This window comes from Acinetobacter calcoaceticus (genome assembly GCF_900520355.1).
Lineage (GTDB): Bacteria > Pseudomonadota > Gammaproteobacteria > Pseudomonadales > Moraxellaceae > Acinetobacter > Acinetobacter calcoaceticus_C.
Map to the genome: position 1 here is coordinate 2085295 of NZ_LS999521.1, position 26372 is coordinate 2111666.

At 37.5% G+C, this 26372-nt stretch carries 26 protein-coding genes; 14 read left to right on the top strand and 12 right to left on the bottom strand.

Annotation, left to right across the window (positions count from 1 at the left end; genetic code table 11):
- The first annotated feature begins 176 nt into the window (after positions 1-176).
- The 4 genes from AC2117_RS09970 (at position 177) to AC2117_RS09985 (ending at position 4827) form a co-directional block, all read left to right on the top strand.
- Positions 177-479 (top strand): hypothetical protein, encoded by a 303-nt coding sequence (locus AC2117_RS09970; RefSeq protein ID WP_034677196.1) that lies wholly within the window; start codon positions 177-179, stop codon positions 477-479.
- A gap of 232 nt (positions 480-711) precedes the next feature.
- On the top strand, positions 712-2085 hold the full coding sequence (locus AC2117_RS09975) for an ABC1 kinase family protein (protein ID WP_133973785.1): 1374 nt from the start codon (positions 712-714) through the stop codon (positions 2083-2085).
- 229 nt (positions 2086-2314) lie between these two features.
- Complete coding sequence (locus AC2117_RS09980; protein ID WP_171459090.1) at positions 2315-3598, top strand: acyl-CoA dehydrogenase family protein; 1284 nt, start codon at positions 2315-2317, stop codon at positions 3596-3598.
- A 23-nt stretch (positions 3599-3621) separates the two neighbouring features.
- A complete protein-coding gene (locus AC2117_RS09985; protein ID WP_133973789.1) occupies positions 3622-4827 on the top strand; it encodes an acyl-CoA dehydrogenase family protein in 1206 nt (401 codons plus the stop codon).
- A 108-nt stretch (positions 4828-4935) separates the two neighbouring features.
- Here AC2117_RS09985 and AC2117_RS09990 read toward each other — a convergent pair whose 3' ends face one another.
- Positions 4936-6159 carry an alkane 1-monooxygenase gene (locus AC2117_RS09990; protein WP_042896471.1) on the bottom strand — a complete coding sequence of 408 codons (1224 nt, stop codon included), beginning with the start codon at positions 6157-6159 and terminating at the stop codon, positions 4936-4938.
- 189 nt (positions 6160-6348) lie between these two features.
- Between AC2117_RS09990 and AC2117_RS09995 the strand changes: the two genes are divergently transcribed.
- On the top strand, positions 6349-7293 hold the full coding sequence (locus AC2117_RS09995) for an AraC family transcriptional regulator (protein WP_413773092.1): 945 nt from the start codon (positions 6349-6351) through the stop codon (positions 7291-7293).
- Positions 7294-7341: 48 nt separating this feature from the next.
- Here the strand turns inward: AC2117_RS09995 and AC2117_RS10000 are convergent, their stop codons facing one another.
- The 3 genes from AC2117_RS10000 to AC2117_RS10010 form a co-directional block, all read right to left on the bottom strand.
- Positions 7342-9207: a SurA N-terminal domain-containing protein gene (locus AC2117_RS10000; protein ID WP_133973794.1), complete on the bottom strand. Its 1866-nt coding sequence runs from the start codon at positions 9205-9207 to the stop codon at positions 7342-7344.
- Positions 9208-9338: 131 nt separating this feature from the next.
- Positions 9339-9611 carry an HU family DNA-binding protein gene (locus AC2117_RS10005; protein ID WP_001043034.1) on the bottom strand — a complete coding sequence of 91 codons (273 nt, stop codon included), beginning with the start codon at positions 9609-9611 and terminating at the stop codon, positions 9339-9341.
- A 169-nt stretch (positions 9612-9780) separates the two neighbouring features.
- Complete coding sequence (locus AC2117_RS10010) at positions 9781-10236, bottom strand: phasin family protein (RefSeq protein ID WP_133973796.1); 456 nt, start codon at positions 10234-10236, stop codon at positions 9781-9783.
- A 208-nt stretch (positions 10237-10444) separates the two neighbouring features.
- Here AC2117_RS10010 and AC2117_RS10015 point away from each other — a divergent pair, with 208 nt between their 5' ends.
- The 8 genes from AC2117_RS10015 (at position 10445) to fdx (ending at position 16556) form a co-directional block, all read left to right on the top strand.
- On the top strand, positions 10445-11092 hold the full coding sequence (locus AC2117_RS10015) for a hypothetical protein (protein WP_133973798.1): 648 nt from the start codon (positions 10445-10447) through the stop codon (positions 11090-11092).
- 109 nt (positions 11093-11201) lie between these two features.
- Complete coding sequence (locus AC2117_RS10020; protein ID WP_003651563.1) at positions 11202-11675, top strand: Rrf2 family transcriptional regulator; 474 nt, start codon at positions 11202-11204, stop codon at positions 11673-11675.
- Position 11676: 1 nt separating this feature from the next.
- Entirely contained in the window at positions 11677-12894 is a 1218-nt protein-coding gene (locus AC2117_RS10025; protein WP_133973800.1) for an IscS subfamily cysteine desulfurase, read from the top strand.
- Positions 12895-12961: 67 nt separating this feature from the next.
- A complete protein-coding gene (iscU, locus tag AC2117_RS10030) occupies positions 12962-13348 on the top strand; it encodes a Fe-S cluster assembly scaffold IscU (protein WP_003651560.1) in 387 nt (128 codons plus the stop codon).
- A gap of 30 nt (positions 13349-13378) precedes the next feature.
- The gene (iscA, locus tag AC2117_RS10035; RefSeq protein ID WP_003651558.1) at positions 13379-13699 is read left to right on the top strand and encodes an iron-sulfur cluster assembly protein IscA; all 321 of its coding nucleotides are present in this window, start codon (positions 13379-13381) and stop codon (positions 13697-13699) included.
- Between the two features lie 84 nt (positions 13700-13783).
- Positions 13784-14302 carry a Fe-S protein assembly co-chaperone HscB gene (gene hscB / locus AC2117_RS10040; RefSeq protein WP_042896480.1) on the top strand — a complete coding sequence of 173 codons (519 nt, stop codon included), beginning with the start codon at positions 13784-13786 and terminating at the stop codon, positions 14300-14302.
- 38 nt (positions 14303-14340) lie between these two features.
- Positions 14341-16200, top strand: a complete 1860-nt coding sequence (hscA, locus tag AC2117_RS10045) for a Fe-S protein assembly chaperone HscA (protein ID WP_133973802.1) — start codon at positions 14341-14343, stop codon at positions 16198-16200.
- A 17-nt stretch (positions 16201-16217) separates the two neighbouring features.
- Positions 16218-16556: an ISC system 2Fe-2S type ferredoxin gene (gene fdx / locus AC2117_RS10050; protein WP_133973804.1), complete on the top strand. Its 339-nt coding sequence runs from the start codon at positions 16218-16220 to the stop codon at positions 16554-16556.
- A gap of 56 nt (positions 16557-16612) precedes the next feature.
- Here the strand turns inward: fdx and AC2117_RS10055 are convergent, their stop codons facing one another.
- From AC2117_RS10055 to AC2117_RS10090, 8 genes are all read right to left on the bottom strand, one after another.
- Positions 16613-18073 (bottom strand): adenylate/guanylate cyclase domain-containing protein, encoded by a 1461-nt coding sequence (locus AC2117_RS10055; RefSeq protein ID WP_042896482.1) that lies wholly within the window; start codon positions 18071-18073, stop codon positions 16613-16615.
- Positions 18074-18129: 56 nt separating this feature from the next.
- Positions 18130-18564, bottom strand: a complete 435-nt coding sequence (locus tag AC2117_RS10060; protein WP_133973806.1) for an HIT domain-containing protein — start codon at positions 18562-18564, stop codon at positions 18130-18132.
- Between the two features lie 201 nt (positions 18565-18765).
- Positions 18766-22227, bottom strand: coding sequence for a transcription-repair coupling factor (mfd, locus tag AC2117_RS10065; protein ID WP_133973808.1), 3462 nt, complete (start codon positions 22225-22227; stop codon positions 18766-18768).
- A gap of 134 nt (positions 22228-22361) precedes the next feature.
- Complete coding sequence (locus AC2117_RS10070) at positions 22362-22718, bottom strand: hypothetical protein (protein ID WP_042896486.1); 357 nt, start codon at positions 22716-22718, stop codon at positions 22362-22364.
- An 80-nt stretch (positions 22719-22798) separates the two neighbouring features.
- A complete protein-coding gene (locus AC2117_RS10075; RefSeq protein WP_133973810.1) occupies positions 22799-23731 on the bottom strand; it encodes a Dyp-type peroxidase in 933 nt (310 codons plus the stop codon).
- Positions 23732-23861: 130 nt separating this feature from the next.
- Complete coding sequence (locus AC2117_RS10080) at positions 23862-24644, bottom strand: glutathione S-transferase N-terminal domain-containing protein (protein WP_133973812.1); 783 nt, start codon at positions 24642-24644, stop codon at positions 23862-23864.
- A gap of 21 nt (positions 24645-24665) precedes the next feature.
- Positions 24666-25172, bottom strand: coding sequence for a ribonuclease E activity regulator RraA (gene rraA / locus AC2117_RS10085; RefSeq protein WP_133973814.1), 507 nt, complete (start codon positions 25170-25172; stop codon positions 24666-24668).
- A 12-nt stretch (positions 25173-25184) separates the two neighbouring features.
- Complete coding sequence (locus AC2117_RS10090; protein WP_133973816.1) at positions 25185-25850, bottom strand: nucleoside-diphosphate sugar epimerase; 666 nt, start codon at positions 25848-25850, stop codon at positions 25185-25187.
- 212 nt (positions 25851-26062) lie between these two features.
- On the opposite strand from AC2117_RS10090, the gene rpsT reads away from it, so the two are divergent.
- On the top strand, positions 26063-26329 hold the full coding sequence (gene rpsT / locus AC2117_RS10095; RefSeq protein WP_003651535.1) for a 30S ribosomal protein S20: 267 nt from the start codon (positions 26063-26065) through the stop codon (positions 26327-26329).
- The last annotated feature ends 43 nt before the right edge of the window (positions 26330-26372 follow it).

The window sequence follows — 26372 nt, forward strand, 5'->3', positions numbered from 1 at the left end:
ATAGATGAAATTTTTCCGATTATAGGTTTTTTAGAAAAATTTTAAAATTTACTTAGGCTATTTACAACAGTTACATAAAAACTCAATCAGCAACTGAAGAAAAAATAATCTCACCTTGATATTCGCGGCTCGACTCCATATATTTTATTTAGATTTGAAGTCTGAGCTGACAATTTATGAGTTATAAACACAACAATCTGATGGCAATGCGTCATCGTTTTTGGGATGAATCTTCAGATTCTGTATTAAATGAAAAACAGTTTTTGCAGCAGACGTTAATTGAACAAGGTATTTTTAATAATGCAACTCTTGATGATGTTAAGTATTTCTTTTATACCCTGCCGAGCATCATTATTGTGAAAGCTCATGCACTTGGTTTTATGCATGATTCAGTCAAACAGATGTTATTGCAACATATTCAGAGTAATCGCCTTCATTTGATGCAGAAATCTGAATTAAAGATTCAATTTAAGATGTAATCCGTTTTGTTATCAAAGATCCGTTTTATTTTAGTTTTACTTATCTGAAGGATGTTAATTTCTTAAATTTCTATATTGCTCAGGCTATTTAAGAGCTAATGAAATAAAGATGGTAATTTCGACCTATCATTCAGTCCGAGAGAACTATTTTAATACGCTTAAAACATGTAATATTCGTTACAATTTTAGATCACAGCGTTTGGCTGCATGATGCGCATAGGATTCTATTTTCATGTCAAATCAGAAAGATAAGCTTAAGAGTTTAAAAACTTCTTCCATGGATCGACGCTTATCAATCGCGAAAGCTTCTTTACTTGCGGGAACACGTTGGGCAACTGCAAGTGCTTCTTCTATTTTTTCTAATGATGAAGAAAAAGAAAAGAAACGCAAAAAAGCGATGAGCGAACAAGCTAATTATCTGGTTTCTGAAATAGGTAAACTTAAGGGTTCTATTGTTAAAATTGGGCAAATGATGGCTCTTTATGGTGAACATTTTTTACCAGAAGAGATTACACAAGCATTAAATACCCTAAATAACCAAACCGTTGCTTTAGATTGGCCTGCAATTAAGCCACATCTACAAGAACAACTGGGCGCTAAATTAAATGATTTAACAATTGACCATGAGCCAATTGGTACCGCCTCTCTCGCACAAGTACACCGTGCAACACGTAAATCAGATGGCTTGGAATTAGTCCTAAAAATTCAATATCCAGGTGTTGCCAACGCAATTGATTCAGATATGAGCTTGTTTAAAAACATGCTTAAACTGACACGTATGGTGCCACAAACCCGTGAATTTGATCAGTGGTTTGATGAAGTGCGTGAGATGATGCATCGTGAAGTTGACTATGATGTTGAAGCTGCCACTACTCGTCGCTTCGCTGAACGTTTAAAAGATGACGAGCGTTATATTGTTCCGACAATTGTAGATGAATATTGTACGAACCAAGTACTTTGCATGACTTTCGAACGCGGTGTCCCAATCAATAGCCCTGTTATGTTGTCTTTGCCTCAAGAGCGTCGTAATCAGCTTGGTGAAGCTTCACTAGAAATTGCTGTTCGTGAAATTTTTGAATGGGGTGAAATGCAAACCGACCCTAACTTCGGTAACTACCTTGTCCGTTTAGGTAATGGCCAAGATGTTCAGGATAAAATTGTATTATTAGACTTTGGTGCTATCCGTCAGTTTGATGAACATTTGTTATCGGTAGCACGTAATTTAATTCAGGCGGGTTATCAGCATGATAAACATGCGATGGTACAAGCAATGACTGGATATGAGTTTTTTGAGGCAATGCCTGAAAGTATTAAACCGGGCATGGCCGATGTCTTTTTAATCGCGACAGAAGCATTTAGTACCCCTGTAAATAATCCAGAAATGCCCGCCGGCCTTATGGATGAACATGAACGTTATGACTGGAAGAAAAGTCAATTACATAGTCGTGTTATGCAGCAAGCAAGTAAATCAATGGCATCACGTTATTTCTCAGTTCCTCCAAAAGAATTTATGTTTATTAGCCGTAAATTTATTGGAGCTTACACATTTATGACGGTTATTGATGCAAAAACAAATGTGCGACGTATGATTCGTAACTTTGCTTAATTTAATAAAGGACTAGAATGATTCTATGTCATTCTAGTCAATACATCTCTACTCACCCAATAACCAAATTATTTTAAACAAATAAAATCAAAAACTTAAAATAATTTCACTTCTTAACTACCATTTATCTACTCATTTTTGGAATGTCAGTAACGACATAGTTTTTTACTATCAGGCGTGTCAGCATAAAACAATAACAATGTGTTAGGACACCATAATCATGACAAGTATGATCAATAAAGCTCAGGGTTTGGGTTTATCGCTGATCACTAAATTGGCTGGAAGCGATGTACTTGATCAACTCAAGTTGCGTAAATTTATAGAAAAATCTCTTTATCAAGGTTCGAAAGCTGGTTTTAGAGCGTTAAGCCAGACTCAAAAAGCATTTAAACCGAAACAGATCTCCCAACAGCGGTTACCTCAACAACAAAAAACTCTGTTTGATTTAAGCCTAACTGAAGAACAACAAATGACCTCTGAAGCAATGTCTCAATTTGCTCAAGAAGTTTTATTAGGGTTAGCTCACGAAGCTGATCAAGCTGGTCAGTTTCCAGAAAGTCTCTGGCAATATTTAGAAGATTTAGGACTCAATTACTATGCCCTTCCAGAAGCACTCGGTGGTGTAGCAGCTGAACAAAATATTGTTAGTAATTTACTGATTGCCGAGAAACTAGCACAAGGTGATTTTAGCCTTACAGCAGGATTACTCAGTACATTTAGCGTCATTAATGCAATCACGCGTTGGGGTTCAACCGAAGTTCAATCGATGTACTTACCTTGTTTTGCAGAAGACTCAGACATTACAGCAACTTTTGCGGTACAAGAAGCCACTCCGGCTTTTAATCCTTATGAATTAAAAACCAAAGCCTCACTTGAAAATGATCAATTTTTTATTGATGGTGAAAAAACACTTGTTATTTTAGGTGATTTGGCCGATGTATTTATCGTAAGTGCAGACTTTAACGGCAAGCCAGATGTATTTGTTGTGCAATGCAACGAAACAATTTCAATTAAAAACACCTCCGCCATGGGTCTTAAAGCGACAGAAACGGCAACTTTACGCTTTAATAACACACCTGCTCTACGCTTAGGTGCAGCAGATTTTGATTACACCGCCTTTTTAGATTTAGGTAATTTAATGTGGTGTGCAATGGCTGTGGGTACCTGTGAAGCGGTTAAAGCGTATTGTATTAAATATGCCAATGAACGAACTGCTTTCGGTGAACCAATTTCACATCGGCAAAGTGTCGCTTTCATGATTGCAGATATGGCAATTGAAATTGACGCAATGCGTATGCTGGTTTTAAATGCGGCAAGCCTTGCAGAATCAGGCAAGTCGTTCCACCGTGAAGCTTATCTGGCCCAACTACTTTGTGCTGAAAAATCCATGAAAATTGGTACAGATGGTGTGCAAATTCTTGGTGGACATGGTTTCACAAAAGAACACCCAGTTGAACGTTGGTACCGTGATTTACGAGCTACTGCAATTTTACAATCTGGCTTACATGCTTAAATGATCAATCAGAGGATACTATAATGAATTTGCAAAATCCTAGAAAATTCAAAATGATGATTGATCAAGCACGTGATGTTGCAATCAACGTTTTACGCCCTATTTCTCGTAAATATGATAAAGCTGAGCATGCTTATCCTAAAGAACTCGATATGCTTGCCTCACTCATCGATGGAATGAACGAAGGTGGCGAAGGTATTAATGCCGGAGCTGCGGGTGCTGGTAACCGTGGCGATACAGATAACGAAGGCATCCGTAACGGAACCAATATGTCTACCGCTCTTGGGATTATTGAGATGTGTTATGGCGATACAGGCTTATTGCTGAGTATGCCACGTCAGGGTCTTGGGAACTCAGCCATTGCTGCTGTTGCAAATGATGAGCAATTAGAGCGTTTCAAAGGAACATGGGCAGCAATGGCAATTACCGAGCCAGGTTGCGGCTCTGATTCTGCTGCTATTCGTACAACTGCAACCAAAGATGGTAATGACTATATTTTAAATGGCGAAAAGATTTTTGTGACCTCGGGCGAACGTGCAGACTCTGTCGTAGTCTGGGCAACACTGGATCGCAAAGTTGGCCGAGCAGCCATTAAATCATTTGTAGTACCCAAAGGTACACCTGGAATGAAGGTTGAACGTCTCGAACACAAATTAGGAATTAAAGCCTCAGACACAGCAGTGATTAGTTTTATTGATTGCCGTGTACCTGCTGAAAACCTTTTAGGAAATGCTGAAGTTGATGTTGCAAAAGGTTTTGCCGGAGTGATGGAAACTTTTGACAACACTCGCCCTCTCGTCGCTGCAATGGCAATCGGTTGTGCTAAAGCTTCTCTAGAACGTATTAAAGAGATTTTTAAAGATCAACTCGATCCTGACTATTCTACACCTTATCTACACACCTCTAATCTTGCAGCACAAATCTACCGTATGGAAGCTGAGTGGGAAGCTGCTCGCCTGCTTATGTTAAAGGCAACGTGGATGGCAGATAACAAAAAGCCAAACTCTAAAGAAGCTTCTATTGCTAAAGCCAAAGCTGGCCGTGTGGGTAACGAGATTACTTTAAAATGTGTCGAACTGGCTGCAAGCGTTGGCTATAACGAAGACGAGTTACTTGAGAAATGGGCGCGTGATTCGAAAATTCTCGATATCTTTGAAGGTACTCAACAAATTCAGCAATTGATCATTGCTCGCCGAGAACTGGGTAAATCTTCTAGCGAACTAAAATAATAATTAAGGGAATTTCTTCCCTTAATTTATTAGCTCTTTATATCAAAACTTAAAAGCCCTCTAGTCTAATAACTAGAGGGCTTCGTATTTCAGGAATTAATGTTTTATTTATTCAGTAGTTGTACTTTCTAGCGCTTTATCAATTACCCCAAATTTCTTAAAGATTCTTGCACGACGCTTTGATGAAATATTCGCTTTGTTTAAATCACCTTTATAGTGATCAAAAACACGTTTATCCATCATTTTAAACCATAACGAAGGGATTAAGGCTGGTAGTAGCATACTTGCGTAACCGCTTGGTAGCTCTGGTGCCTCATCAAAATGACGTAATGCTTGGAATGGACGAGTCGGATAAGCATGATGGTCTGAATGACGCTGCAACTGGTACAAGAATAAGTTTGTTACTACGTTATTATTATTCCAGCTATGCTCAGGCATTGTGCGCTCATAATTACCATCAGCTTTTTTCTGACGTAATAAACCATAGTGCTCAATATAGTTAATAATTTCGAAAAGACTAATCCCATAAAAAGCTTGAGTGGCTAAATATGGAATTGTACCTTTACCAAAAATTCCAATCATAGAACCATGAAAAGCGGCAGTCATTCCCCAGCCTTGTAATAATTCATTATCTGAAGACCAGAATTCTTTACCTTTACGTTTTAACCGATTTTTTTCAATTTCTATTGCGGATTTAAAAGAACCAATAACAGTACGTGGCCAGAATTCATAGAATGTTTCACCCATACGTGATGAAGCTGGATCTTCTGGTGTAGCTGCACGTTTATGATGACCGTAAGGATGCTCAATACGGAAATGATTATAACCTGTAGGAACTAGAGCAAGATGGGACAAAATATGGTCTATACGATCATGCTTATGACTTAACTCATGGGCTGTATTAATTGCAATACCATTGATTGCTCCCATTGAGATACCAAGTAAAATCTTATCAATAAAAGATGTTGTTTTACGACTTGTTAAATAACATGCATACACATTTGCAGCATACTGTAGAGGAATAAAACTCTTCACAAGACGTGAGTAATATGGATCTTTTTCTAAAAGCTTAATTTCTTCATCTGTCGGATTTCGAGCATCCTTCCCAACAATTGTGTCAATTACAGGAATCACGACATGTAATACAAGTGGACCACCTAACGCGAAAACTTTCTTTAAAGGGCGTGGACCAAACTGATAACCTGCTAAAATACCTAAACCGATAGCAGGTAAAGCAGGACTAATCATCCATAAAAAGCGTTTGCGATCTATTTCACGCATAGACGCACGCACTGGCATAAGTTCTTGCTGAACATTTACTGGTGCATTCATAGCCATATTTCCTTTTTCTATATGTCTATATAGTTAAAGAAATAGTGTTTAGTTAACAGTAGTAAGCGTCCAAAAAACCTATGTTAAAGTCTTTGGCATTTTCTTCCACTTTTTTGTCCTAAAAACACATGTTGATCTATTCTTATAGCTCACTATAATTTTATTAAAATAATGATTGATCATTTAAATATGGATGCACTAAGTAAATTTTTTGATGATATTCACCTGAATAAGTCTGAATACATCTATTTAAAAGCGCAAGGAGAATGGGCTTTTAAAACACAAGATCAATCTGCTCTACTTGCGTATATTGTTTTAACTGGTTCAGTATATATACAACTTAATGCTTTAGAAAAAATAACTGCAACTGCTGGTGATATTATTTTAATTCCTTCGGGAAAAGCACATAATGCGACTGACTCAAAATCAACAGCAAGTAAGTTGGTAGATTTTCTGGATATCACTTCGCTTTTTAACGGTCACAGACAAGACGCAATCGAGTTTGGTACTTCATCTCCAGATAATACATTATTGCTATGTTTACGCTGCCAAATCGATACTCATATGGCTGGGCCGCTCATTAATGCATTGCCGTCCATCATGCATATTCAACATGAAAATCAAACTAATCCACCTGAATGGCTACAAATTGGACTCTATTTTCTAGCAATCGAAACTCAAAAAATCAGACCGGGTCATGACAAAATTATTGATCATTTAGTCAGTATTCTGCTCATTGAATGCATTCGTGATCATATTCAACAGATGACAGATCAACAAAACTGGTTAAGTGCCTTAACACATCCTGAACTGAGCAATGCACTATCTGCTATTCATAGCCAACCCGAAGTAGCATGGACAGTTGAGTCTTTAGCTGAACAATGCTGTATGTCACGTTCTAAATTTGCAAACATATTTAACAGTATTATTGGTGAGCCACCCCTCACATATTTGCAGCATTATCGTTTCCGTTTAGCAAGTCAGTATTTACGCACAAGCAACTTATCAATTCAACAAATATCAAATAAGGTCGGCTACTCATCTGAAACAGCATTTAGTCAGGCATTCAAACGAATTTTTGATTTATCTCCTAAACAATATAGACAGCAATATATTGGACATACCTTAGATTAACTACCAATAAAAAAAGCGCCTCAGCGCTTTTTTTATTGAATCAAATTATTATTTAATTTTCGCATGTGATTTTAAATATTGACTGTAATCTTCTAATATTTGTTGACCACGCGATTGACGATAAAGTTGCTGTAACTGCTGTAACTGATCAGCAGGAATAGCATTTGCAGTAGATGAATTTACATTTGAAACTGCAACAACAACTAGCTCATTTGGTAAATTCGCTGTTGAAACAGACCACATACCTGGCTTAGGTGTAGCTGCACTAAATGCTGCGCGCTCAATTTCACGCTTTAATCCTTGCGAACGACTAAATACGCCAGCCGATTCAAATGCTACTTTATTTTTAACAACAACTTGATCTGCTGGTTGAGTTTTAAATTCAGCCAACATTGTAGCAATTTTTGCTTGAACAGCTTTACGCGCTTTTTCATCGATAACTTTTGCTTTCGCTTCATTCATCGCTTGTGCTAAAGGTTTTACACCAGCAGCATGATAATCACGTACTTTAACCCATACCGTATCACCATTCGCTAACTGAATATTAGACGATGCGTTACGGTCACCATTTTTCACGTCATCATTAAACAATTTAATTTTAACGTTTGGATCACTTAAATATGGATTTTGTGTAGCTAAAGTCACGCCATTTAATGATTCAACTTTTGTACCTTTAACTTCTTGTACAATGCCTTCTAAAGAATCATTACCCACTACGGTTTCATTTAAGCTATTTACCGAGTCAGAATAAACATTCGCAACTTTGTTCTTCTCAACTTCTGCTACTAAACGAGCTTTTTCAGCTTCAAATGAAGGGATCTGATTGGCTTGAGTTTCTGCCTCAATAATATGATAACCATATTGGGTTTTTACTGGTTGAGAAATTTGTCCATTTTTCAAGTTCACTACAGTTTTATCAAACGCATCAGAGAAAACACCTGGTGCATATGCTTCAACTAAACCACCTTTTGCTTTCGAACTTGGATCTTCAGAGAACTGAGATGCAGCTTGTGCAAATGTAAGACCGCCTTGAATTTTCGCATATACTTCTTTAGCAAGTTTTTGAGCTGCTGCATCATCACGAGCATCTGTAGTAATTAAAATATGCTTCACAGTTCGTTTAGCATCTTTTTTCTGATTTTCAACGAACTTGCTATACGCTTGCTGAAGTTCAGCTTCAGTTGCAGGAGCTGGTTTAGCCATCATTGATGGAGAAAGAACAACATAATCCACATCAACAGAAACCTGTTGTTTAAACTCATTTTGATGTTTGTTGTAATAATCCGTAGCTTCTTGATTAGATGCAGTTAAACCTGTTTTATAACCATCCAATTTAATACTAGACAAATGTAATGTACGTTGCTCAGTTTGCAAATTCGCAATTTGCATTAAATCAACTTTACTTACTAAGGAGTAATCAGAAAAAGTTGACGTTAGCATTTTTAAAGCATGATCTTGACGAAGGCTAGATATTAAGCCCTGACTTGTCATACCAATAGAACGTAAATAATTTTCATAGAGTTTTTGCGAGAATTGTCCATTCTCTTGCAAACTAGGCTGCTGAGCTAACATTTGCTCAATTTGAGTATCACTCAATGAAATGCCTAATTTTTCAGCTTGTTGAATTAATAAATTACGTGACACTAAAATATCGAGTGCTTTAGCCTGAATCACAGGCAAATTAAGTAGACTCTCATCACCTTTAACAGCAGCTAAATATTGTTCTTTGTAAGACTGAGTTAAAGTTTCAAGGTCTTTTTTAGATATTTCTTGGCCATTTACTGTTTTCGCAACATCAGCCTTGTTTCCCCTATTAAAATATCCTTCAATACCTACAAGTGCTAAAGGGGTCAAAAACAAAATTAGAAGGACTTTGCCGAGCCAACCCTTAATGACTGTACGAAACGATTCCATAAGTATTCCAATATTTTATTTCGAGGAGAATTTTAACTGAAAAACCACAATCAATGAATGAGCAATATTGGTCAATTCAGATATTTAATAAAAAACGCGCCTATATTGGCGCGTTTAATCATCTTAAAAGATTAAGCTACTGAATCTTTAAGACCTTTACCAGCTTTGAAGCTAGGTACTTTTGTTGCTTTAATTTGAAGCTCTTCACCAGTTTTAGGGTTACGTCCAGTGCGTGCAGCACGTTCTTTAACACTGAAAGTACCAAAACCAACTAAAGTTACTGTGTCACCTTTTTTAAGTGCTTCAGTAATTGACGCAATTGTCGCATCGAGTGCCTTGCCTGCATCAGTCTTAGATACTCCCCCTTTTTCAGCAATTGCATCGATTAATTCTGATTTATTCATGAATAAAACATCCTCTTAATATCGTTTGTTTAAGGTCCAAGGCTATAGTTTAAAAGGCCATGACGCCTTTATAGCAATGCTTTAGGGGAAAACGCAATACTAGAGCAGGGCTTTTAGCAAAAATAAATGCTAAAAAACTGTTATATATTTGCTAAATCCCAACTTTTTTTTACTTTTTATTCAATTTTGCTTTCAACTGTTGATTTTCTTCTATTAAAGCATCGACCTTAATATGCAGTTGTACAAGCAGCTGTTCGATGTGTTGTAAATCCTTCGGCGTCACCAATCCAATACGGTTTAAAGAATGATTAACACTTGTATCAAGAATCTTTTCTACTTTATCTTTCGTTTCAGATACAGATTCTTTTGCTTTTTCTGTGACCTTACCAACAGTATTATCTGCTAAATCTCCAGTTTTAGATTCTAGCTCTTCACCTACCTTAACCAAAGAATCAAATAGCTTGTTACCTTCTTCTTCTGCACGTGAAAAAGCCCCTAGTCCTGCTAACCAAATTTGCTTGGTATATTTCCTAAAATCCAAAGCCGACTTCCTTGAAGCTCTTGATTTTAATTTATTTTTTTCTTCTAACTCTTCTGTCGGGGTATCTATATTTGCATTATCCATTGATCTAAGCTCCTAGTCAGATGAGAGAAATGATGACTGATTTGACCACAAAATATTTCTATAATATCAAAGTAAAGACTTGATCCATTTACAAAACTGTTCTACAAAGCAATTAAGTCATGTAAATATATTTAACAGGACATTTATTAAAGTTTGGGATAGGATGTCCCATTCTTCAGTTAACTACTATTTGTAAGGATAAACTTTTATGAGTGAAACGCAACAAAGACAAAAACATCCCCGTCTGTTGCTGAATATTGTTCTAATTATTTTAGAAACTTTCTTTTCATTTATACTCACCCACGATGGTGTTCTTCGCTTGCAAGCGAAAAAGTTTATTTCAAATAAAACAACTATTCGTATCAATAGCTACCTTCCTTTTTTTGACTTCTATGTTCAATTTACAGAAAAAGGTTTGTTATTCGATATCCACTCTTTTGATCGGCATATTGATCTTGAAATTAATAGTACGCTGATCGATTTGATTAAAATTTTTGCTTTTGCAAACCAGCGCAGTCTTAAGAACATGCGTATTGATGGTGATGAAGAAACGAAAAAAGAGTTATTTGACTTAATCTCTCACCTTACGCTGCCTAAACTTTTAGCTGACTGGAAGCAATGGTTTAATACACCTGATGATGAAGCTGAAACTCTTGCTTCCCGTAAACGAATTGCCTCCTTGCTTGAAAAAATTGATCAACAACGTTCAGAAATCAATTCACTTCAAGTGGAAATTAAACAATATCAAAATCGAATTACTCGCTTACAACAACGTCAACGCAACATTAACTTAGGCTTTGGTATAATTACCCTGATATTTATTGTTTTTTTCATATATAATTTGTGGATAGCTTAAATTATTTTTCCATCCTGATCCTGCACTTGAATTAAAAATAAAAAAACTTGACTATTTTAGTCGGGATTCATAAAATCCTATTATCTAGTCTTAACATGTGTATCGAATCATGCGCCTTACAACTCGCGGTCGCTACGCAGTGACTGCTCTACTTGATTTAGCTTTGCAGCCAACTGAACAAACGATCACGCTCGCCGAAATTGCCGCTCGTCAATCTATTTCAGTTGCTTACTTAGAGCAGTTATTCGCTAAACTTAAGCGTCATGGGTTAGTTTCTAGTGTCCGTGGTGCAAATGGTGGTTATCATTTGGCTCGAAACGCTGATGAAATTACTGTGTTAGAAATTATTGAAGCCGTAAATGAAACCGTTGATGCAACACGTTGCGACCACAAAGCTAACTGCCAAAATGGTGCAATGTGTCTTACTCACGATTTATGGCAAGAACTCTCTCATCATATTGCCGACTATTTAGCAAAAATCTCTCTTGCCGACCTCATTAGCCGAGACAACGTTCAAACTGTTGCATTGCGCCAAAATGTGACTGGCACAGATTCAGCTCTTTTATCGGGTACAGGTATTTGATATGAAACGTCCAATTTATCTTGATTACGCAGCAACCACTCCAGTAGATCCGCAAGTTGCAGAACGTATGATGGAGTGTTTAACTTTCGACGGTACCTTTGGTAATGCTGCATCTCGTTCCCATGCTTATGGCTGGCAGGCAGAAGAAAAAGTTGAATATGCACGTGAGCAAGTTGCAAATTTAATTAAAGCTGATCCACGTGAAATCGTTTGGACTTCTGGTGCTACCGAATCAGACAACCTTGCACTTAAAGGCATAGCTCAATTCTATGCATCTAAAGGCAAACACATTATTACAAGTAAAATTGAACACAAAGCTGTTTTAGATCCTTGTCGTGAGTTAGAAGATCAAGGTTTTGAAATTACTTATTTAGAACCAGAACCGCAAACAGGTTTAATTACCCCTGAAATGGTGAAAGCTGCCCTTCGTCCTGATACCGTTCTTGTTTCTCTTATGATGGTAAACAACGAAATCGGTACAGTTACAGATGTAGCAGCAATTGGTGAATTAACACGTGCCAATAAAACATTCTTCCATGTAGATGCTGCTCAAGCTGCCGGTAAAGTTGATATCGATTTATCTACCATGAAAATTGATCTTATGAGTTTCTCAGCTCATAAAATTTATGGTCCAAAAGGTATCGGTGCATTATATGTACGTCGTAGCCCACGTGTTCGTTTAAAAGCACAAATTCATGGCGGTGGTCATGAACGTGGTATGCGCTCTGGTACTTTAGCAACTCACCAAATTGTTGGTATGGGTGAAGCTTTTGAAATTGCTGGCAAAAGAATGCACGCAGAGCAAGAACGCATTCGTAAACTACGTGACAAACTTTGGAATGGTTTACAAGGCCTTGAACAGGTTTTCTTAAACGGCCATCCAACTCAAAACGTTGCTAACTATTTAAATGTCAGCTTTAACTTTGTTGAAGGTGAATCTTTAATGATGGCACTTAAAGATGCTGCTGTATCAAGTGGTTCTGCTTGTACTTCTGCAACTTTAGAGCCTTCATATGTTCTTCGCGCATTAGGTTTATCTGATGAGCTAGCACACAGCTCGATCCGCTTTAGTTTTGGTACATACACAACTGAAGAAGACATTGATCATGTGCTTACAATTACCAAAGCCGCTGTTGAGAAATTACGTGAACTTTCTCCGCTTTGGGATATGTATAAAGAAGGTATCGATCTTTCTACGGTTGAATGGGCAGAACACTAATTCATTGAAATTAGTGTTTTTACCCTCATATTAATATTAGGCTGACCCCGAGGTTTGGAGAAGCGACATGGCTTATAGCGAAAAGGTAATTGATCATTACGAAAATCCACGTAATGTTGGTGTTTTAGATAAAAACTCTGAAAATGTTGGTACAGGTATGGTCGGTGCACCTGCGTGTGGTGACGTGATGCGTTTACAAATCCAAGTAAACGATAACGGTGTAATCGAAGAGGCACGTTTTAAAACTTATGGTTGTGGTTCTGCAATCGCATCAAGTTCTCTTGTAACCGAATGGTTAAAAGGTAAGACTCTTGATGAAGCTCAAACCATCAAGAATATTGATATTGCGACTGAGCTTGCACTTCCACCAGTAAAAGTTCACTGTTCTGTACTAGCTGAAGATGCGATTAAAGCTGCGATTGAAGATTATCGCACTAAAAAATCTAAAGCGTAATTTGTTACCATTGTAAACGTTGGAGTTTTCATGATTCATTTAACTGAAAATGCTGCGACTCATATTAGCAATTACCTTAAAAATCGAGGTAAGGGTGAAGGCATTCGCGTGGGTGTGAAAACTTCTGGTTGTTCTGGATTGGCCTATGTTCTTGAGTTTGTAGACTCTATTGATGAACATGACCAAGTTTTCGAACAATTTGGCGTTAAGGTATTTGTAGATCCAAAAAGCTCAGTGTATTTAGAAGGCTTAGAAATGGACTACGTTAAAAATGGCCTTAATGAAGGGTTCGAATTTAACAATCCTAACAAAAAAGGTGAATGTGGCTGTGGTGAATCTTTCACTGTCTAAGCATTCTCCTTTCATCTCTCATTAAAACAGTGTCTTTCTATAGCACTGTTTTAATGTATTTAATTAATGTGGACCTCATTTCCAATGAATCATTTTGAGTTGTTCAATTTACCCGTAGAACTCGATATCGATTTGGCGAGCTTAAAATCTAGTTTCTTGAGTTTGCAGCAGCAGTATCATCCAGATAAAGCTGAAGATAAAGATCAGGCGTTGATCAAATCAAGTGAAATCAATCAAGCTTTTAAAACTTTGTCGCAAGTAGATAGCCGCGCTGCTTATCTATTGTCACTCAAAAAGCAAGATCACCACCTCGATCAATCTATTAGCGATTTTGAGTTCTTACAATCAGCATTAGAAATTCGTGAACAACTTGATGAAGCAACTTCACAAGAGCATTTAAGTACACTTAAACAAGAAGTGTTTCAATGGATGGATAGCCTAGTTCGCGAATTTAAAATTGATTATGCAGATGAGGACTGGGGCGAAGCTCGAGATACCGTACGTAAATTACGTTTCTTTCAGCGCGTTCTTAACGATATTGAAAAAGCAGAAGATCAAATGTTGGATGATGAAGACAACTTTGATTTAGACGACGATTTTTAATTTTGCTTTTTCCAAATTATATTCAAGGGATTTAACTCATGGCACTTTTGCAAATTGCTGAACCGGGTCAATCCAGTGCCCCACATCAACACCGCATTGCGATTGGTATCGACCTCGGAACGACACATTCTTTAGTTGCGACAGTGTTATCAGGCAAACCTAAAGTACTCAATGACGAAAAAGAAAGAAGACTCCTTCCTTCTATTGTGCACTATGGAAATGATGTAACTCACTATGGTGAAGAAGCAAAGCCTTTCCTTATTGCCGATCCTAAAAATACAATTGTTTCTGTAAAACGATTTATGGGTCGCTCAAAAGCAGATATCAAATTTCAGCATCCCTATGAATTAATGGGTTCTGAAAATGAGATGCCAGCTTTTGAAACACGTGCTGGTCGCAAAACCCCTGTTGAAATTTCTGCTGAAATTTTAAAGCAATTAAAAGACCGTGCTGAAGCTAGCTTACAAAATCCAATAAATGGCGCAGTGATTACCGTTCCTGCCTATTTTGATGAAGCTCAGCGACAAGCAACGCGTGATGCTGCTCAGCTTGCGGGCTTAAATGTATTACGTTTATTAAACGAACCAACTGCTGCTGCTGTGGCTTATGGTTTAGACCAAGAAACTAATTTAGCTACAGATCATAACTATGTAATTTATGATTTAGGTGGTGGTACTTTCGACGTATCAATCTTGCGTTTCTCACAAGGCGTCTTTGAAGTACTAGCTACAGGTGGCCACACGGCTTTAGGTGGTGATGACTTAGATCGTCTCATTGTTAAATGGGCTAAAAAGCAGTTAAATATTGATACTCTGAGCGATGAAGCATATGCAGTATTCATTGTTGCTGCTCGTCAAGCAAAAGAACAACTATCTACACAAGAATCAGTTCAGTTAAAACTGCTTGAAAATGCCCTAACACTTGACCGACCAACTTTTGAAAGCATTATTCAAATTGCTTTAGATAAAACAATTAGTGTTTGCAAACGTGTTTTACGTGATGCAAAACTTGAATTATCAGATATTCAGAATGTTGTATTAGTGGGTGGCTCTACCCGTTCGTATGCTGTTCAGCAAGCAGTTCGCAATGTATTTAACCAAGAACCACTTTGCACAATCAATCCTGATGAAGTAGTTGCAATTGGTGCTTCTATTACTGCTAACCAATTAATTGGAAACAGTCAAGACGGCTCATTACTTTTAGATGTCACTCCTCTTTCACTTGGCTTAGAAACCATGGGTGGATTAGTAGAGCGTCTTATTTCACGTAATACCGCTATTCCAGTTGCTCGTCGTCAAGAATTCACAACTTATCAAGATGGCCAAACTGCCATGCTTATTCATGTGGTTCAAGGTGAACGAGATTTGGTAGAACATTGCCGTTCATTAGGAAGATTTGTTCTTCATGGCATTCCACCAATGACCGCAGGTCAAGCACGCATTGAAGTTACCTTTCAAGTAGATGCTGATGGCTTACTTACAGTTTCTGCTCGTGAAGCCACTTCTGGTGTACAGGCTCAAATTGACATTAAGCCATCTTACGGTTTATCAGAATCTGATACTGAGCGCTTATTAATTGAAGGTTTCCAACATGCAGAAGAAGATAAAAATCTGCGCCATTTAAAAGAAACCAAAGTTGAAGCTCAGCGTGAACTAGAAGCTTTAGAACAAGCCCTTAAAGTAGATGCCGATTTACTTGATGAAAAGCAGCTTGAAGCACTTACTTCTGCTCAAAACCTGCTAAAAGCACAACTTGAAGGCGACGATATTCAAGCAATTGAAAAAGCTGTAGAACAACTTAAAGTACATAGTGATGCTTTTGCCGCACTGCGTATGAATCGACATATTGACCATGCCTTAAAAGGTACAAAACTTGAAGATTGGTCAAATTCAAACTAAAGGTATAGGTGATCAATATGCCCCGTATTAAAATACTTCCTCATGCTCAATTCTGCCCTGAAGGCGCAGAATTTGAAGTTGAACAAAATGCAAATCTTTGTCAAAGTTTGCTTGACCGAGGAATCAAAATTGAACATGCATGTGATATGTCGTGCGCTTGCACAACTTGTCACGTAGTTGTTCGTAAAGGCTTTGATAGTCTAGAAGAAATGGATGATGTTGAAGCAGATCTTTTAGATCGTGCTTGGGGTCTTGAACCTGACTCACGCCTTTCCTGCCAAGTGAAAATTGTTGATGAAGATTTAGAAATTGAGATTCCTAAATATACAATCAATCACGCTTCCGAAAGTCATTAAAATAGAAAAGCTGCTTTAAAAGCAGCTTTTTTTTACTTTAGTTTTAAACCTTAAAGCTAATCTTTTTGATCAATTTCAACAGGTTTAACTTCATCTTCAAGTCTTAAACGTGCAATACCTTGAGTATTAATTAAAGTTTGTTGGACTTTAAGCCTTTGAATCATTTTCTCAAGAACTTCCACCAATTCAGGATATTCATAGTTTTGTACTTCTTCTAAATTAAGTACTAAATGGAAGCCTTTATACTCATAGTCAAACCATTGCTGATGATCTGATTTATTCCCTGAGTATTTCTCCATCACCTGCCATGTCTTTACTGCACCTTGAATACCTTTTAAGTAAATTGGCGTTTTGGGAGCACAAAGAAAATCACTTTTGATTAATTGATAAGTATCATCTGAAATTAAGATTTCATCTATTTCAGCAGCATATTGTAAACGAGCTGCTAAATTCACATCACGACCTACGATGGTGTAAGCCATACGATGTGTTGCTCCATAATTTCCTACGTGGCAGTAACCGGTACTAATTCCCATACGGATGTGTAGAGCTGAATAGCCCATTTTTTTCCAACGTTCACGTAACAACTTCATTTGTTGACGCATAGCGATTGCCATTTCTACGCAGGCTTTGGCATCTTGCTCTACACCTTGAGAATTCGGATCACCAAAAAATATGAGGATGGCATCTCCCATAAATTTATCGACAGTAGCTTCATACTGCTTGGCAATTTCCGTCATATGGCTTAAATAATCATTAAGCAAAAATGCCAAATCATCAGGAATTAAAGTTTCTGATAACTCTGTAAAACCTTGAATATCAGAAAAAAATACAGTCATTTTTTTTCGTTTATATTCAATTTTTGCTTCCGCTTCACCGCGCATAATAGATTGCCACAACTGGAGTGGCGCATAACGGCTTAATTGATTAGCAAAAGCAATATACCGCGTCATTTGATCATAGTAATGTTGACGCTGCTGACTGATTTTTTTAACCCAACGATGTTGGTAGTAATTTCCAATGGTGATAAACATAACCAAACCAAGGAGTGTAATTACAGTTAACTCTTGGCTAGTAGGTTCAAAATATGTATAAAAACCAAATAGGAAGAAAGTACTTAAATAAAAAATAATCGCGCCTAACAGGCTAGTCAAACAAATGACTGCGAAAGAGATACGGCTATTAATTGCAGAATAAAATAATGCAAATACTGCAATAAATGTAGGCACCAAATTAAGATGCAGGCCCGCTAAGGTAACCGCTACAACAATTGCATCAATTGCAAAAAAGACACTTTTTTGAGTTTTCTTATCAAATTGGTATTGAAGCCAGTGTTCTAGCTTCGAACTAATAAAAAGCAAAAATATAAAAAAGGGAGGAACGTAGATCTGATAATTTGTATTAGGTGAGGTAAAAGCATAGATCACTAAAATTAAGGACAGAATTGAATATCCCATCAAGCGATGAAAATATGCAAACTGCTTAGGCTCTCTATCGATAAACCTCTCTAATTGCACCCTATCCTCCACACCTCAATGTAGCCACATTCATATAAATGTGGCATTACATCGATTTAATCCATGCGCCAATCAAAAGGCATATCACCCTGACCACGTAAAGCAAGCATAAGAGTTTGACGCATATGAGCCAGTACATCATTGGTGTATGGCACTGCTGGTATACCCCAAACTGGCTTAGGCCATGCAACATCATTTTGATAACGCACGACATGATGGAAATGCAACTGAGGCACCATGTTACCTAATGCGGCAACATTCATTTTATCAGCACGGAATACTCGAGCTAACTGGCTAGACAACCAACTAGATTCACGTAAAAACTGTTCTTGATCAGCTTGGCTCAATTCATATAATTCTGTGATTCCCGGCACACGAGGGATTAAAATCAGCCACGGGAATTGCATATCATTCATTAAACGACATGTTGAAAGCGGAAAATCGCCTACAAAAAAAGTATCTTGAGCAAGTTGTGGATGCAAACTAAACATATCTTTTATAAATGACAATAAACAATAATGGCTAATACTATCACATCAGTTTTGATGTGAGTATTGCTAGTGTCTGGTTTGATTACAAATAACAATGATTTTATGCACTTATTCCTCTTCTGATCCGAGAAATCGTGCATAAAACCATGCGATCAACTTAGATAAAATTTACATGTAGTAAAAAATGCGTCAAAACATCATTTATACATGTATTTCAGTTAATAATTTCGCTAACAAATCGTTAATGAACTGGATACGTTTTTCATGTTCCTCTAGCTGAACCATAACTTTTAAACGCTGTCCGCCCTCCATACGATAATAGGTCGGATGCTTTTGCATGAGTTGAATAATACTAATCGCTTGAACAGGAGTATCTGGTGAGAATTCAATATTGCCACCTTGAGTATTAATATCGATCTTGGTGATACCTAGGTGTTCAGCTTTCAAGCGAATCTGATGGACACTAAACAGATGTTTAACCGATTGCGGTGGAATACCAAAACGGTCAATTAATTCCATACGGATGTTATCGAGTTTTTCTTGCGTATCTGTATTACTAATACGTTTATAGAACAATAAACGCTGATGCACATCACCTAAATACTCATCAGGGATAAGTGCAGGGATATGTAAATTAATTTCCGCAGTCAGTGATAACGGTGCATCAAAATTCGGTGTTTTACCTTGCTGAATTGCCTTAGTAGCTTTCTCCAACATTTCCATATACAAGCTATATCCAATTGCCTGCATTGAACCGCTTTGTTGCTCACCTAAAAGCTCACCTGCACCGCGAATTTCTAAGTCTTCTGTAGCTAGCATAAAACCAGCGCCCAGAGTTGAAGCACGCTGGATTGCATCCAAACGCTTTTCTGCATCACCTTTTAAATGTTTTAGAGAAGGAACTAATAAATAAGCATAAGCTTGATGATGTGAGCGTCCCACACGGCCACGTAATTGATGTAATTGAGCTAAACCAAGTTTGTCAGCCCTTTCTATTAAAATTGTGTTGGCATTTGGAACATCGATTCCAGTTTCAATAATGGTTGAGCATACCAATACATTAAATTCTTTGTGATAGAACTGCTGCATGACTTGTTCGAGCTCTCGTTCTCTCATTTGCCCATGAGCTACTGCCACACGAGCTTCAGGCACAAGAACACGGAGGTTTTCGGCAGCCCTTTCAATCGTATCGACTTCATTGTGTAAGAAATATACTTGGCCACCACGTAGTAATTCACGCAAGATGGCTTCTTTAATGGAAGCTTCCGTATGTTCTTGTACAAAGGTTTTAACCGCTAAACGACGAGCTGGTGGTGTAGCAATGATAGATAAATCACGCATTCCCGAAAAAGCCATATTTAAAGTTCGTGGAATGGGTGTTGCAGTAAGCGTCAACATATCTACATCTGCACGCAAAGCTTTAATGCGCTCTTTATCACGCACACCAAATCGATGTTCTTCGTCGACCACCATTAGGCCCAAGTCTTTAAATTGCACATTTTCTTGCAAGAGCTTATGAGTTCCCACCACAATATCGACTTTACCAGCAATTAAATCTTCAATATTTTTTGTATGGGTTTTATTTGAGCCAAAGCGTGACAAGACTTCTATACGTACCGGCCAATCAGCAAAACGATCTTTAAAAGACTCGTAATGTTGTTGTGCAAGTAAAGTTGTAGGTACCAAAACAGCAACTTGCTTGCCGTTTTGCACAGCAACAAACGCGGCTCGCATTGCTACTTCAGTTTTACCAAAACCTACATCGCCACAAACAAGTCGATCCATAGGTCTAGCTTGTTGCATATCGTGAAGTGTTGCTTCAATAGCATTCGCCTGATCAAGGGTTTCTTCGTAGGCAAATCCACTGGCAAATTGCATATAAAGTGATTGATCAAGTTCAAAACCAAAACCAGGTTTTGACTGACGACGTGCTTGTATATGTAATAATTCGGCTGCAACATCATGAATTTGTTCTAAAGCTTTGCGTTTAGCTTTACTCCACGCATCACTTCCAATTTTATGAAGTGGAGCTAAATCTGGGTCTCCACCACTATAACGACTAATAAGATGCAAATTAGTCACAGGCACATAAACTTTTGCCCCTTCAGCATAATTTAGTTGCAAGAATTCATAATCTTGCCCTTCAATTGCTAAAGTAACTAATCCTGCATAACGCCCCACACCATGATCAATATGAACAACAGGAGCATCTATACTTAATTCAGTCAAACTGCGAATTAAGAACTCTTCTGAAACTTCTTGCTGACGTTTACGACGACGCTGAACTACCCGATGTTCATATAACTGATTTTCTGAAATAACCGACAATTGGTCTGTTAAAAGCAACCCACGGTCTAGCGGTGCATTTGTAATAGCAATCGCAAATTGACTGGTCTGAAATTGCTCAAAACTGTCTACGCCAGGAATATCTCCTAAACTGGCACGTAAACCATCTCTTAAGCTTTCACGTCGACCTGCACTTTCTGCAACCAACAAGACCGGATGATTTGCTTCATCAATATATTTTTTGACTACCGCGAATGGTTTTTCTTTTTTTGGATCGACCGCTAACTTGGGTGGCGGCTCTACCTTAAAGTTTAATGCACCAGCTTTTTCTTCAACCGCTTCTGCACTCACGAGCATACGCGGAAATTGATTTAAAGCATTGAGTAAATGATTCGGAGCAATAAATAATTCTTCAGGAGGAAGAATTGGCTGATCTGCGTTATGACGTCTGTCTTCATAACGACGAAAAACTTCTTTCCAAAAATTTGTTAAATCAGTGTCTACATCATTAGTTGTAATTACAATGCAATTCTTTGGGAAGTACGTTGCAAGTGTACTTTGTGCTTCCATTTGTGATTTATCAAAAAACAATGGTAAATAAAATTCAATTCCCGGTGAAGCAATTCCCTCCAAAACATCTTGATAAATTGGATTTTTCTTGGGGTTTGCTGTAGGGAAAAGTTCAGAATACCGATCTCTAAAAATTGAACGGGCTTCTTTTAATGGAAATTCTTTTGCAGGTAAAACTGTAAAACTTTTTAGAGTTGTTGTGGTTCTTTGCGTTTCTGGATCAAAGAATTTTAATGTATCAATTTCATCATCAAACAGATCAATACGAATAGGCGCTTCTTGTCCTGACGCAAAAATATCCATAATACTGCCACGTACAGCAAACTCACCGTGATCATAAACAGTATCTACCAAATGATAACCAGCTTGTACCAATCGTAACTTCTGTTGCTCTAAATCGAATTTTTGTCCAACATGAATATCAAAATGTTCACCCAAAACCCATGAATACGGTGCAACTCTTTGAGCTAAAGTACTTGCTGAAAGGAGTAATACACCCTTCTGAGGCATATTAGATAAAATTGCGAGACGTTCTGAAACAATATCTTGATGAGGTGACAAGCGATCATATGGCAAGATTTCCCAATCAGGAAAAATTGTCGGTTTTATGCCATAAAACTCAAGTTCACTTTCTAATTGAGCAACATGTTGGTTATTTCGAGCCACTACAACGAGCAAAGATGAATGCTGAACAGCAATTTCTTTGAATAATAATGCAGCAGATGAACCTAATAACGACCCTACCCAACGCTTTTCACCGGCTTTGAGCTGTTGTAAATTCAATTGAGAGATTTCTTGTTGAAACATGTATGTGGCTTTTATCAGCTAAGAAGATATGAGCCTAATAGTAGCATGATGTTTTTAGTGAATTGAGTTATTTTTTTGAAAATCAAACTACTAGTTAGCTCTACCTTTTATATTTTTTAATCAATCAACTATGATTATTTATCACGCAAAAACAAAACGTAATATTGATTTAATATTTGTATAATCGCTTTAAGCTGAAGCAGTTTTTCTTGTGTATTTCCTAATCTTTCTACATAACGTTGAGTTGCGATTTCCAGATCAATCTTTTCATTAATTTGTGGAGTAATTAAAAATAACTTTTGAAGATTATCAAAATTTTGCAATTTACGGTTTGAGAAATACTCAAGATGTTCTGACCATTTTTCATTAATCACTACATCTTTAATGATAGGACCGCGTTCAGAATCAAATTTTAATTGATTCTCTTGCAAGTAAGTTTGTTCTGGTGTTTCTTTTGAGCCTTGAAAAAGCTGCGTTATCTTCTTAAACATTTTATCACATCATATTAATTTTCAATTCAAGCAATGGAAGTTCTAGTTACTCCCATCATTTAAGCCTTCTAATTTAACGGCTATTCATCGCCTAAATCATCAAGGAAATCGACAGTAGGTACAAAAAATAAAGTACCAGTCTGTGCGGTACTAAAGTCAAGCAACCGATCAAGATTACCATGCTCATTTCCTAAGAACATGTTTTCTAGCATTTGTCGGGTTGTACTAAATTTACGTGAGTAACCAATAAAAAATGTGCCATATTCATTTTTTGACGGGTTTGAAAAAGGCATATTAGCTCGCATAATTTTAAGCTCATTACCGTCTGCATCATGTGCTTTACTTACGACATTATGAGCTGTTACAGGCTTTTCATCATCACCTAGCTCAATATCATTGAACTTTTTACGGCCAATTACCTTTTCTTGCTCTTCATCGCTCAACCCACGCCATTTCTCCATGTCGTGTGTGTATTTCTGGATAAAAGCATAACTCCCCCCGATAAAATCAGGATCTTCATTGCCTACTAATGCCCACTGCGCTGCAATAACTGGTTCTGGATTTTCTGTTCCATCTACAAAGCCAATAATCGCTCGCCCATCAAAATAACGAAAACCATGAACTTCATCAATTGAATAAGTCACTTTACCAAGTTGTTGATTGATTATATTACCCAGCTCATAACATAGAGCCTGACGATCAGCACGGATATGAAAAAATAGATCACCATGTGTTGAAACAGCCGTGTATTTCGGCCCTTTAATTTCTTTAAATGTTTCTAATTCTTGAGGTTTCGCTTGCTCTGGAAATAAAATATCCCATGCATTGGAACTAAAACCCAAAGTAGCATTAAATTTACTTTCTGGATAACGATTGGACAGGCTTCTTGTTAATGCGGAAAAATTACTAGCAAAATCTTTTACTTTTTCTATTACAGAATCACCTTGAGTGAGTCCCAATACGATAAATAGTGCATTTTCACCAGGACTGCTCGTTACAGGTTGAATTCTCATACATTCCATAAAATATGCCTTATTTGGGTACTTAATCTTATTAATTTAGCATATTCATGTTCTTATGAAATCTGATCTTTCTCAGAGTTTAAATAAATTATCTTAAACTCTGAGAAATTATCTTAATTAATCAGCGACCATATTGCTTCTTTAAATATTTTACGATTTGAGCAGACTCAAACATCTTCACTCCAGTATTTGGATCTACTAAATAAGGCACCTGCATTTTACCTTGCATAATAGGCAACATTTTTTCTCGTTTTCCACCTCTTAGAGGTACATATTTACCCGGTTTTAAGCGAAGAATAGCTGGGCCTTGATCTTGCCATCTTTCTTTTGCCACATTATGCAGAATATAAGGAAGCTCTAGCTCACAGAGTAGACTTCTTACAACTCGGGAATAAGGACTTGCCTCAAAACTCCATAACTCAAGTTTTTGCTCAGGTGCAGCTCTATTAATGATTTTTTTGTTTATCCAAACTCCCCGAGCGCCATTTAGTATGGTTCCAGCAAATGCAGCATAAGGGACCTTAGGGTAACTCGAAAATTTTTGAGGTGTCTTTCCAGACTTACCGTAGTGTTTAAATAAATGATGAATAATTTCTTGTGACTCATATAAGTAGTCACTTGTATTTTCATCTACTAAAAAAGGAAACTGTAATTTACCGCCAGTCTCTTTAACAATAGAACGATACTTCAACCCACCTTTAGGGCATGGATAAATTTCAACATCCAGATTTAAGAGAGTAATCACTTCGCGAACACGACGGCAAAATGGTGAACCTTCAAATTCATATAACTTCAAGGCTTTTACAGGTTGCTGAGGAAATGCTGTACCTGTTACGCCCCGACCACCTTCAGCAATTGCAGAGACAACCGCCTGTAATACTTTAATTTGATGATTCACCATCATGCGATCCTTTATAAACTGTGATTACACTAATTTTTCTTTTGAAATCACAATTCCATTATTATCAGCATAAATATAATCGCCTGATTGAATTGTGACACCACCAAAATACAAAGTGGTATCTACTTCGCCAATGCCTTTACGATTACTTTTTTGGGGAATTGCTGCCAATGCATGTATACCTAAATCAAGGGTAGCAATAGCATCGACATCGCGTACACAGCCATAAATTACAACACCATTCCAGTTATTTTTAACTGCCGATTCCGCAATCAGGTCCCCCATAAGCGCACAACGCATAGATGCACCACCATCTACAACGAGTACCTTATCTGTACCATCTGTTGCCAATAACTCTTTTACACGCGAGTTATCTTCAAAACACTTTACTGTTACAACCTGTCCCCAAAAAGTTTTACGCGCCCCATAACTTTGAAAGAACTTTCCATCCATTGAGGGAATTACAACTTGTAAGTCTTTTTCAGGGTTATCATCTAATAAATCACATGTTACAAATGGTATTGTCGACACTTCTACTCTCCCTTATCGAGTTTTCTGTATGCTCAGATTATCATATCGTTTGAATGCTTCAATTTGCATTAGCGCCGCTACGACCATGGTATGAGCCAATTGCTCTGCAGTTACAGGCTTATATTTGAATGGTTTCTGCAATTTATTCTCAATAAATTTAAATAGACTTTGCCCCAAGTCTTCGATAAGCCGTACATCACTGCGCTTACCAATAAGTAAAGAGGGTCGAAAAATAGATAATTTTTCAATTCCCAGACTCTCAATATAATCTTCTAGTTGCCCTTTCACTTTATTGTAGAAAATGGGTGAATTCGAATTTGCACCAAGCGCACTTACCAACAAAAGATGAATATTTTTATCTTGTACCAAATCTGCAAAATGAGCATTGATTTCATAATCTACCGCATAGAAACCTTGCTTTGAGCCCGCATTTTTTAATGTTGTGCCCAAACAGCTAAATGCATGGGTATGACCATTCACATCTTCATCATTCAACATTAAGAGATCTTCTATGATGAGCTGATTAACTTTGTCATATGTATTAAATACTTGAGATTCTTTTCTAACCACTACGGTAATGGCTTCAAATTCTGGAGCCTGCTGGAGCTTTTCTACAAGCGCTAACCCGACTAGCCCTGTTGCGCCTAGCACAATCGCTTTTTTCTTACTTGCTGTCATTTTTTATCCATCCCTATCTAACTTTGTTTTAAATTTAACCTTTTCTTACCGTTTTAACAGCCCCTAAAACAGCTTAAAACGTTCTCAAGGCTTGACTTCACGGTGTCTATTCATCACAATATGGCACTTGTTTACGGGCTGGTGATGGTTACACCAGTTTACTGGATTGACCACAGCCCGCCCAGACCAACTTATTTTCAAGGAGTGCAAGAGTGGCAAACTCTGCTCAAGCTAAAAAACGTGCGCGTCAAAACGTTACTGCACGTAAACACAACGCAAGCTTGCGTTCTATGGTTCGTACATACATCAAACGTACTTTAAGTGCAATTGCTGGTGGTGATCATGCTGTTGCTACAGAAGCTTACCAAAAAGCTGTTCCTGTAATCGACCGTATGGCTGATAAAGGCATCATCCACAAAAATAAAGCTGCTCGTCATAAGAGCCGTTTAAATGCTCAAGTTAAAGCGTTAGCTAACTAATTAAAGCATGTAAAAAAAGCCCAATAGGGCTTTTTTTATGATC

Bases quoted from the DNA above. Each gene is read 5' to 3' on its own strand.
- hscB (WP_042896480.1), top strand. From the start codon at position 13,784: ATGAATCATTTTGAGTTGTTCAATTTACCCGTAGAACTCGATATCGAT.
- AC2117_RS10060 (WP_133973806.1), bottom strand. From the start codon at position 18,564: ATGTTTAGTTTGCATCCACAACTTGCTCAAGATACTTTTTTTGTAGGC.
- fdx (WP_133973804.1), top strand. From the start codon at position 16,218: ATGCCCCGTATTAAAATACTTCCTCATGCTCAATTCTGCCCTGAAGGC.
- hscA (WP_133973802.1), top strand. From the start codon at position 14,341: ATGGCACTTTTGCAAATTGCTGAACCGGGTCAATCCAGTGCCCCACAT.
- AC2117_RS10020 (WP_003651563.1), top strand. From the start codon at position 11,202: ATGCGCCTTACAACTCGCGGTCGCTACGCAGTGACTGCTCTACTTGAT.
- AC2117_RS10010 (WP_133973796.1), bottom strand. From the start codon at position 10,236: ATGGATAATGCAAATATAGATACCCCGACAGAAGAGTTAGAAGAAAAA.
- AC2117_RS10070 (WP_042896486.1), bottom strand. From the start codon at position 22,718: ATGTTTAAGAAGATAACGCAGCTTTTTCAAGGCTCAAAAGAAACACCA.
- AC2117_RS09995 (WP_413773092.1), top strand. From the start codon at position 6,349: ATGGATGCACTAAGTAAATTTTTTGATGATATTCACCTGAATAAGTCT.
- AC2117_RS09990 (WP_042896471.1), bottom strand. From the start codon at position 6,159: ATGAATGCACCAGTAAATGTTCAGCAAGAACTTATGCCAGTGCGTGCG.
- AC2117_RS09970 (WP_034677196.1), top strand. From the start codon at position 177: ATGAGTTATAAACACAACAATCTGATGGCAATGCGTCATCGTTTTTGG.
- AC2117_RS10005 (WP_001043034.1), bottom strand. From the start codon at position 9,611: ATGAATAAATCAGAATTAATCGATGCAATTGCTGAAAAAGGGGGAGTA.
- AC2117_RS10075 (WP_133973810.1), bottom strand. From the start codon at position 23,731: ATGAGAATTCAACCTGTAACGAGCAGTCCTGGTGAAAATGCACTATTT.
- AC2117_RS09980 (WP_171459090.1), top strand. From the start codon at position 2,315: ATGATCAATAAAGCTCAGGGTTTGGGTTTATCGCTGATCACTAAATTG.
- AC2117_RS09985 (WP_133973789.1), top strand. From the start codon at position 3,622: ATGAATTTGCAAAATCCTAGAAAATTCAAAATGATGATTGATCAAGCA.
- iscA (WP_003651558.1), top strand. From the start codon at position 13,379: ATGATTCATTTAACTGAAAATGCTGCGACTCATATTAGCAATTACCTT.
- AC2117_RS10015 (WP_133973798.1), top strand. From the start codon at position 10,445: ATGAGTGAAACGCAACAAAGACAAAAACATCCCCGTCTGTTGCTGAAT.
- AC2117_RS10025 (WP_133973800.1), top strand. From the start codon at position 11,677: ATGAAACGTCCAATTTATCTTGATTACGCAGCAACCACTCCAGTAGAT.
- AC2117_RS10000 (WP_133973794.1), bottom strand. From the start codon at position 9,207: ATGGAATCGTTTCGTACAGTCATTAAGGGTTGGCTCGGCAAAGTCCTT.
- AC2117_RS10090 (WP_133973816.1), bottom strand. From the start codon at position 25,850: ATGACAGCAAGTAAGAAAAAAGCGATTGTGCTAGGCGCAACAGGGCTA.
- AC2117_RS09975 (WP_133973785.1), top strand. From the start codon at position 712: ATGTCAAATCAGAAAGATAAGCTTAAGAGTTTAAAAACTTCTTCCATG.
- mfd (WP_133973808.1), bottom strand. From the start codon at position 22,227: ATGTTTCAACAAGAAATCTCTCAATTGAATTTACAACAGCTCAAAGCC.
- iscU (WP_003651560.1), top strand. From the start codon at position 12,962: ATGGCTTATAGCGAAAAGGTAATTGATCATTACGAAAATCCACGTAAT.
- AC2117_RS10080 (WP_133973812.1), bottom strand. From the start codon at position 24,644: ATGATGGTGAATCATCAAATTAAAGTATTACAGGCGGTTGTCTCTGCA.